The sequence below is a fragment of the Okeania sp. SIO2F4 genome, assembly GCF_010672385.1.
In the GTDB taxonomy this organism is placed as follows: domain Bacteria; phylum Cyanobacteriota; class Cyanobacteriia; order Cyanobacteriales; family Microcoleaceae; genus Trichodesmium.
The window spans coordinates 1-1,269 of record NZ_JAAHGT010001447.1 but is presented as its reverse complement, the minus strand read 5'-3'; the positions used below and the strand labels follow the sequence as shown (position 1 = coordinate 1,269).

Annotated in this window: 2 protein-coding genes; one reads left to right on the top strand and one right to left on the bottom strand. The window is 42.7% G+C overall.

Translation table 11 applies throughout. The features are described from left to right. Positions 1 to 234 precede the first annotated feature (234 nt). Entirely contained in the window at positions 235 to 531 is a 297-nt protein-coding gene (locus F6K22_RS41140; RefSeq protein ID WP_375340249.1) for a transposase family protein, read from the top strand. 36 nt (positions 532 to 567) lie between these two features. Here the strand turns inward: F6K22_RS41140 and F6K22_RS41135 are convergent, their stop codons facing one another. Further along, positions 568 to 1,041 (bottom strand): NAD(P)-binding protein, encoded by a 474-nt coding sequence (locus tag F6K22_RS41135; RefSeq protein ID WP_293110957.1) that lies wholly within the window; start codon positions 1,039 to 1,041, stop codon positions 568 to 570. Positions 1,042 to 1,269: the final 228 nt, after the last annotated feature.

The following is a 1,269-nucleotide window of genomic DNA, read 5'->3' as shown; positions in this document are numbered from 1 at the left end:
ATCACGCCCCAGTTTCAAATTTACTACAAAAAAAGTGGAGTGGGAAGGGGCAGCTCATAGTTGCCCCTTCCTTTGACCAACAATAATTATCATTATCAATTGTACATTTGATTTTTTGGAGGTCCCTTAAAGTAAGAAAGTAGGGTATTTAAAATGGGACAATGTTAGATATCAATCGGGTGTTAAAAGAAGACCGCCTCAGTGCGGGCATTGACTGGGCGTGCGCCGTAAAGCATTCAAGGATTACACAAGGAATTTGTCAACATAAAAATTCCTAAGAAAAAGCCGAAAAGAAAAGAATTGACAAAACAAGAGAAACAACTAAATAGAGAAAAAAGTAGTGTCCGCGTCAAATGCGAACACACTATATCAGGCGTCAAGAGATACAACGCAATCAAAGCATTGTACAGAAATCACATTAAAGATTTAGACGTTTCGCTACGCGACATGAAACGCGGAGCTTGGCGTCAGCCGTATCGCTTCATGTTAACTTCTTTAGGGATCTGGAATTTCTACCTAATGGCAGTATAAGTGGATGGGTAAAACCAGAATCTTGTTTTGCCACTTTCAGGGCTTACTTTCATGGTTAAAAGACAAGATATCATTGTTGTAAACGTTTGCCAACCATGGGGGAACTGCCTCGTACTCGTGTATCCATGTCTGCTCTGGTATTGAGATATTATTTTTATTGCAGATCGCCCATCCACATTCTGACACTTTACTCCCGAACAAATTGTTGAAGTCAGAGACCGCTGTAAAGTCTTTGTCGTTGTAATTATCAGCCTCTGTAAGGGTAAACATTCTCCCATCGCCGCCCCCGCGTGTGCAGCCATATCTTGACCAGTGTTTAGATTCTCTGGGATCGGGCGAGGCATCATAAATCGTAATGCTGTAACCCTCTTCGGTTAAATAATAGGCTGTTATAAGATTGAAAACGCCCGCACCGACGAGCGCGACAGATGCTTTTTGCCTTGCAGAAACGGCACTTTTATTACCCACCTTCGCACGTACAAGTCGTTCGGTATTAACCCGTTCAGCCAAGCTCAGAGTCTGAATATCGGCATGGATATGATCGTCCGGTATTGTAGTAAAAACCGAGACACCTGCAAACCAGAACTGTCGAACCTCACCAGCCTGCTGGCTGTTATATCAAATCCGGTAGCATCGGTATAATAAAATTAAACCTGATAAATTAAGGGATAAACAGTAAAAGTTGGGCGATACTGCGCTCCGCAACGCTCCGCGAACGCCATACTGAGATTGTTAAAA